The sequence below is a fragment of the Pseudomonas sp. ES1 genome, assembly GCF_050586605.1.
Classification (GTDB): domain Bacteria; phylum Pseudomonadota; class Gammaproteobacteria; order Pseudomonadales; family Pseudomonadaceae; genus Aquipseudomonas; species Aquipseudomonas sichuanensis.
The window spans coordinates 1-5,890 of the sequence record NZ_JBOBDM010000116.1 but is presented as its reverse complement, the minus strand read 5'-3'; the positions used below and the strand labels follow the sequence as shown (position 1 = coordinate 5,890).

The window sequence follows — 5,890 nt, the reverse complement described above, 5'->3', positions numbered from 1 at the left end:
GCCAGCTCCCACATATGTTTCGGGCCAATTTTGCCTGTTAGGGTACCGCTGCCCGCCTTGGCGCATGCCTCAAGTCCAGCGAGGCGCCAGTGGTGCCCACCTCAATACCGCGTCGTGTCAACAAGGCGTACAGCGATGAAACAACAGAAGTAATTGGCCCGAAACAAATGTGGGAGCTGGCTTGCCAGCGATGCGCCGCGCGGGCGGCGCTCGATCTCATAGGCGCCAAAACTCTTTCGGCGAACACATTGTCGCCATCACTCCGCCTCCAACTCCACCAGCACCGTCCCCTCGCTGACCATATCCCCTTCCTGACAGAACAACGCCTTCACCGTCCCGCCATGGGGCGCGCGAATGCTGTGCTCCATCTTCATCGCCTCCAGCACCACCAACGCGGTGCCAGCCTCCACCACCTGCCCCGGCTCCACCAGCACGCGCACGATACTGCCATTCATTGGCGCACCAAGCCCGCCCTGATGGCTGTGGCTGGCTTCAGCGGCGGCAATCGGGTCATGCACGCTGACGGCATGCAGCTCGCCGTGCCACTGCAGGTACAGGGTGCCGCCCCGGCGCACGGCCAGATGGCGACGGCGGATGCCGTCCTGGTCGTGGCACAGCTGTTCGCCAACCAGCTGGTAGGCAGACGGCGCAGTGCGCTCCAGGGCAACCGCCTGCTCATGCCCCTCACACTGCAAATGCAGGCTGCTACGCGCTGGCAATCCCAGGCGCAGCCCCTCGCGGGCGGCCCACGGCGAGGCCGGGTCGTCCTCGCGTTGCGCGGCTGGCGCACTTTGTAGCCAGGCTTCGGCGGCAGCTTCCCAGAACGGCGCGGGCAAGGTTTCGACCGCTGGCAGCAGAACGTCCTGATGACGTGGAATGAACCCCGTGTCCAGCTCCGCCGCAGCAAACGCCGGGTGGGCGAGGATGCGGCGCAGGAAGGCGATGTTGGTCTTCAAGCCACCGATGGCGAACTCATCGAGCATTGCCAGCAGCCGCAGGCGCGCCTGTTCGCGGTCCTGGCCCCAGGCAATCAGCTTGCCCAGCATCGGGTCGTAGAACGGCGACACCACATCGCCCTCGCTGACCCCGCTGTCCACCCGCCGCCCTTCACCCGGCGCCGACTCGCGGTACAGCGCCAGGGTGCCGGTGGCCGGCAGGAATTCGTTGGCCGGATCCTCGGCGTACAGCCGCACTTCGATCGCATGGCCGATCAGCGGTACCTGCTCCTGGGTGATCGGCAGTGCTTCGCCACAGGCGACGCGAATCTGCCAGGCCACCAGATCGAGGCCGGTGATGGCCTCGGTGACCGGGTGCTCCACCTGCAGGCGGGTGTTCATCTCCATGAAGAAGAACTCGCCACGGGCGTCGAGCAGGAACTCCACGGTACCGGCACCCACGTACCCTATGGCCTGGGCCGCGCGTACTGCCGCCTGGCCCATGGCCTGGCGCAGCTCGGGGGACAGGCCCGGGGCTGGCGCTTCTTCCACGACCTTCTGGTGGCGACGCTGGATCGAGCAGTCGCGCTCGTTCAGGTACAGGCAATTGCCGTGCTGGTCAGCGAACACCTGGATTTCCACATGGCGCGGCTTGAGCACGTATTTTTCCACCAGCATGCGTGCATCGCCGAACGACGACTGTGCTTCACGCTGGGCCGAGGCCAGGGCGTCGGCCAGCTGGCTTTCCTCCTCGACCACCTTCATGCCCTTGCCGCCACCACCGGCGCTGGCCTTGAGCAGCACCGGGTAGCCGATGCGTTCGGCGGCGGCGCGGAAGGTGTCGATATCCTGCGCCTCACCGTGGTAACCCGGTACCAGCGGCACGCCGGCAGCCTCCATCAGCGCCTTGGCCGCCGACTTGCTGCCCATGGCGTCGATGGCGCTGGCCGGTGGGCCGAGGAAGATCAGCCCGGCCTGTTCGATGGCGCGGGCGAAGCCGGCGTTCTCCGATAAAAAACCATAGCCCGGGTGGATGGCCTGGGCGCCGCTGGCCTTGGCCGCGGCGATCAGTTTGTCGATCACCAGGTAGCTGTCGGCGGCCTTGCTGCCGCCCAGGTCGACGCGGATGTCGGCTTCGCGGCTGTGGCGGGCGTCACGGTCGGTGGCGCTGTGCACGGCCACGGTGGTCAGGCCCAGGGCCTTGGCGGTGCGCATCACCCGGCAGGCGATCTCGCCGCGGTTGGCGACCAGCAGGGTGGTCAACGTGGGACGGCTCATGGGCGCGGTTCCTTCTTCTGTTCGGTTTGCCAGGCGGGGCGGCGTTTTTCCAGGAAGGCGCGCAGGCCCTCCTGGCCTTCGGCGCTGACGCGGATACGGGCGATGGTGTTCTCACAGTAGCGGCGCAGGGCCGGGCTCAGCTCGCCGTCGTCCACTTCGCGCAACAGGTCCTTGGTGGCGCGCAGGGCCTGGGGGCTGTTGTGCAGCAGGTTGTCCACCCAGGCTTCGACCTGGGCGTCCAGTTCGCCGGCCGGGTACACCTCGGCCAGCAGGCCCAGTTCACGGGCACGTGCCCCGCTGAAGCGCTCGGCGGTAAGGGCATAGCGGCGTGTGGCGCGCTCGCCGATGGCCTTGACCACGAACGGGCTGATCACCGCCGGGGCAAGGCCGATGCGCACTTCCGACAGGCACAGCTGCGCGTCTTCGGTGCCGATGGCCATATCGCAGCAACTGATCAAGCCCAGCGCGCCACCAAAGGCCGCGCCTTGCACCACGGCCAGGGTCGGGGCCTTGAGGCGGTGCAGGGCATACATCAGCTCGCCCAGCTCATGGGCGTCATCGAGGTTGGTATTGAAGTCCAGTTGCGCCGACTGCTGCATCCAGGCCAGGTCGGCGCCGGCGCTGAAATGCCGGCCACGGCCACGCAGCAGCAGGAAGCGCAGGCTGCCGTCTTCGGCCAGCCGGTCCAGCGCGACGATCAGCTCGCGGATCATCTGGGCGTTGAAGGCGTTGTTCTTGTCTTCCCGGCTCAGCCACAGGGTGGTGAAGCCGCGGGGGTCGTGTTCCAGCTCGATAGTGGCGAAATCGGTCATGGGTCACATCCGGAAAATGCCGAAGCGGCTCTGTTCGATCGGGGCGTTCAGCGCGGCAGACAGCGCCAGGCCGAGCACGTCGCGGGTCTGCGCCGGGTCGATGACGCCGTCGTCCCACAGCCGGGCGCTGGAGTAGTAGGGGTGCCCCTGGTGCTCGTACTGGTCGAGGATCGGCTGCTTGAGCTTCTTCTCGTCTTCCAGGCTGAACACTTCGCCGCTGCGCTCGCTCTGCTCGCGCTTGACCTGGGCCAGCACGCCGGCCGCCTGTTCGGCACCCATCACGCCGATCCGCGCATTGGGCCACATCCACAAAAAGCGCGGGTCGTAGGCGCGGCCGCACATGCCGTAGTTGCCGGCACCGAAGCTGCCGCCGATGATCACCGTGAACTTCGGCACCTGGGCGCAGGCCACTGCGGTTACCAGTTTGGCGCCGTGCTTGGCGATGCCGCCTTCTTCGTATTTCTTGCCGACCATGAAGCCGGTGATGTTCTGCAGGAACAGCAGCGGGATGCCGCGCTGGCAGGCCAGCTCGATGAAGTGCGCGCCTTTTTGCGCAGCTTCCGCGAACAGGATGCCGTTGTTGGCCAGGATCGCCACCGGGTAGCCGTGCAGATGGGCGAAACCACAGACCAGGGTGGTGCCGAACAGCGCCTTGAATTCATCGAACACCGAGCCGTCGACCAGGCGCGCAATCACCTCGCGCACATCGAATGGCTGCTTGGCATCGGCCGGTACCACGCCATACAACTCTTCGGCGCCATACAGCGGTGCAATCGGTGCCTGGCATTGCAGCTTGCCGAGCTTGTGCCAGTTGAGGTTGGCCACGCTGCGCCGGGCGATGGCCAGGGCGTGTTCATCATTGTCGGCATAATGGTCGGCCACGCCGCTGGTGCGGCAGTGCACGTCGGCGCCGCCGAGGTCCTCGGCGCTGACCACTTCACCGGTCGCCGCTTTCACCAAGGGCGGGCCGGCGAGGAAGATGGTCGCCTGCTGGCGCACCATGATCGCCTCGTCGGCCATGGCCGGCACATAGGCGCCACCGGCGGTGCACGAGCCCATCACCACGGCGATCTGCGGGATGCCCAGCGCACTCATGTTGGCCTGGTTGAAGAAGATCCGCCCGAAGTGCTCGCGGTCGGGGAACACCTCGTCCTGGCGTGGCAGGTTGGCGCCGCCGGAGTCCACCAGGTAGATGCACGGCAGGCGGTTCTGCAGGGCGATGGTCTGGGCGCGCAGGTGCTTCTTCACCGTCAGCGGGTAGTAGGAGCCGCCTTTGACCGTGGCGTCGTTGGCCACGATCATGCACTCCACGCCCTCGACGCGGCCGATACCGGCGATCACACCGGCGGCGGGTACGTCTTCGCCGTACACCTCATGGGCGGCCAGCTGGCCGATTTCGAGGAACGCCGAACCGGGGTCGAGCAGGCGGTCGATCCGCTCGCGCGGCAGCAGCTTGCCGCGTGAGGTGTGCCGCTGCTGGGCCTTGGGCCCACCGCCCTGGTTGACCTGGGCCAGCAGGCCGCGCAGTTTCGTGACCTGCTCGAGCATGGCCGCGCTGTTGCCGGCGAACTCCGCCGAGCGCGGGTTGATCTGGGTGTGCAAGGTAGCCATGTGCGCCCGTTCCTTATGCTCAGCGGGTTTCGTTGAACAGTTCGCGACCGATCAGCATCCGGCGGATCTCGCTGGTGCCGGCGCCGATTTCGTACAGCTTGGCATCGCGCAACAGGCGGCCAGCCGGGAACTCATTGATGTAGCCGTTGCCGCCGAGGATCTGGATCGCCTCCAGGGCCATCTGCGTGGCGCGCTCGGCGGTGTACAGGATCACCCCGGCGGCGTCCTTGCGGGTGGTCTCGCCGCGGTCGCAAGCCTGGGCCACGGCGTACAGGTAGGCGCGGCTGGCGTTGAGCTGGGTGTACATGTCGGCGATCTTGCCCTGGATCAGCTGGAACTCGCCGATGCTCTGGCCGAACTGCTTGCGGTCGTGAATGTAGGGCACCACCAGGTCCATGCAGCTCTGCATGATGCCGGTCGGGCCGCCCGAGAGCACCACGCGCTCGTAGTCCAGGCCGCTCATCAGCACCCGCACGCCGCCGTTGAGCTGGCCGAGGATGTTCTCTTCCGGTACTTCCACGTCATCGAAGAACAGCTCGCAAGTGTTGGAGCCGCGCATGCCCAGCTTGTCGAACTTGTTGCTGCGGCTGAAACCTTTCCAGTCGCGCTCGACGATGAACGCGGTGATGCCGTGGGGGCCCTTGTCCAGGTCGGTCTTGGCGTAGATCACATAGGTGTTGGCGTCGGGGCCGTTGGTGATCCAGGTCTTGCTGCCGTTGAGCACATAGTGGTCGCCGCGTTTTTCGGCGCGCAGCTTCATCGACACCACGTCGGAGCCGGCGTTGGGTTCGCTCATGGCCAGGGCGCCGATGTGCTCGCCGCTGATCAGCTTGGGCAGGTACTTGAGTTTCTGCTCGTGGGTGCCGTTGCGGTTGATCTGGTTGACGCACAGGTTGGAGTGGGCGCCGTAGGACAGGGCCACCGAGGCCGACCCGCGGCTGATCTCTTCCATCGATACCACGTGGGCCAGGTAGCCCAGGCCGGCGCCGCCGTACTCCTCCGCAACCGTGATGCCCAACAGGCCCATGTCGCCGAACTTGCGCCACATGTCGGCGGGGAACAGGTTGTCGTGGTCGATCTGTGCGGCGCGCGGGGCCAGCTCGGCGGCGACGAAGGTGCGCACCTGGTCGCGGAGCATGTCGATGGTTTCGCCCAGGGCGAAGTTGAGGGTGGGGTAATGCATGCGGGGGCACCTTCTTGTTCTTGAAATTCGAGGTACCACACCGACCCTGTGGGAGCGGCGGTGCGCCGATG

At 66.5% G+C, this 5,890-nt stretch carries 4 protein-coding genes; all 4 read right to left on the bottom strand.

Annotated elements, in window-relative coordinates; all coding sequences use genetic code 11:
• Nucleotides 1-257: 257 nt before the first annotated feature.
• From ACQ4N9_RS26320 to ACQ4N9_RS26305, 4 genes are read right to left on the bottom strand one after another with little or no spacing between them, the layout of a single operon-like run.
• Nucleotides 258-2,213, bottom strand: coding sequence for an acetyl/propionyl/methylcrotonyl-CoA carboxylase subunit alpha (locus tag ACQ4N9_RS26320; RefSeq protein ID WP_390967816.1), 1,956 nt, complete (start codon nucleotides 2,211-2,213; stop codon nucleotides 258-260).
• Complete coding sequence (locus ACQ4N9_RS26315) at nucleotides 2,210-3,025, bottom strand: gamma-carboxygeranoyl-CoA hydratase (protein WP_390967817.1); 816 nt, start codon at nucleotides 3,023-3,025, stop codon at nucleotides 2,210-2,212. The genes ACQ4N9_RS26320 and ACQ4N9_RS26315 overlap by 4 nt, the downstream gene beginning before the upstream one ends.
• 3 nt (nucleotides 3,026-3,028) lie before the next feature.
• Complete coding sequence (locus ACQ4N9_RS26310; RefSeq protein ID WP_390967818.1) at nucleotides 3,029-4,636, bottom strand: carboxyl transferase domain-containing protein; 1,608 nt, start codon at nucleotides 4,634-4,636, stop codon at nucleotides 3,029-3,031.
• A gap of 19 nt (nucleotides 4,637-4,655) precedes the next feature.
• Entirely contained in the window at nucleotides 4,656-5,819 is a 1,164-nt protein-coding gene (locus tag ACQ4N9_RS26305; RefSeq protein ID WP_390967819.1) for an isovaleryl-CoA dehydrogenase, read from the bottom strand.
• Between the last annotated feature and the right edge of the window lie 71 nt (nucleotides 5,820-5,890).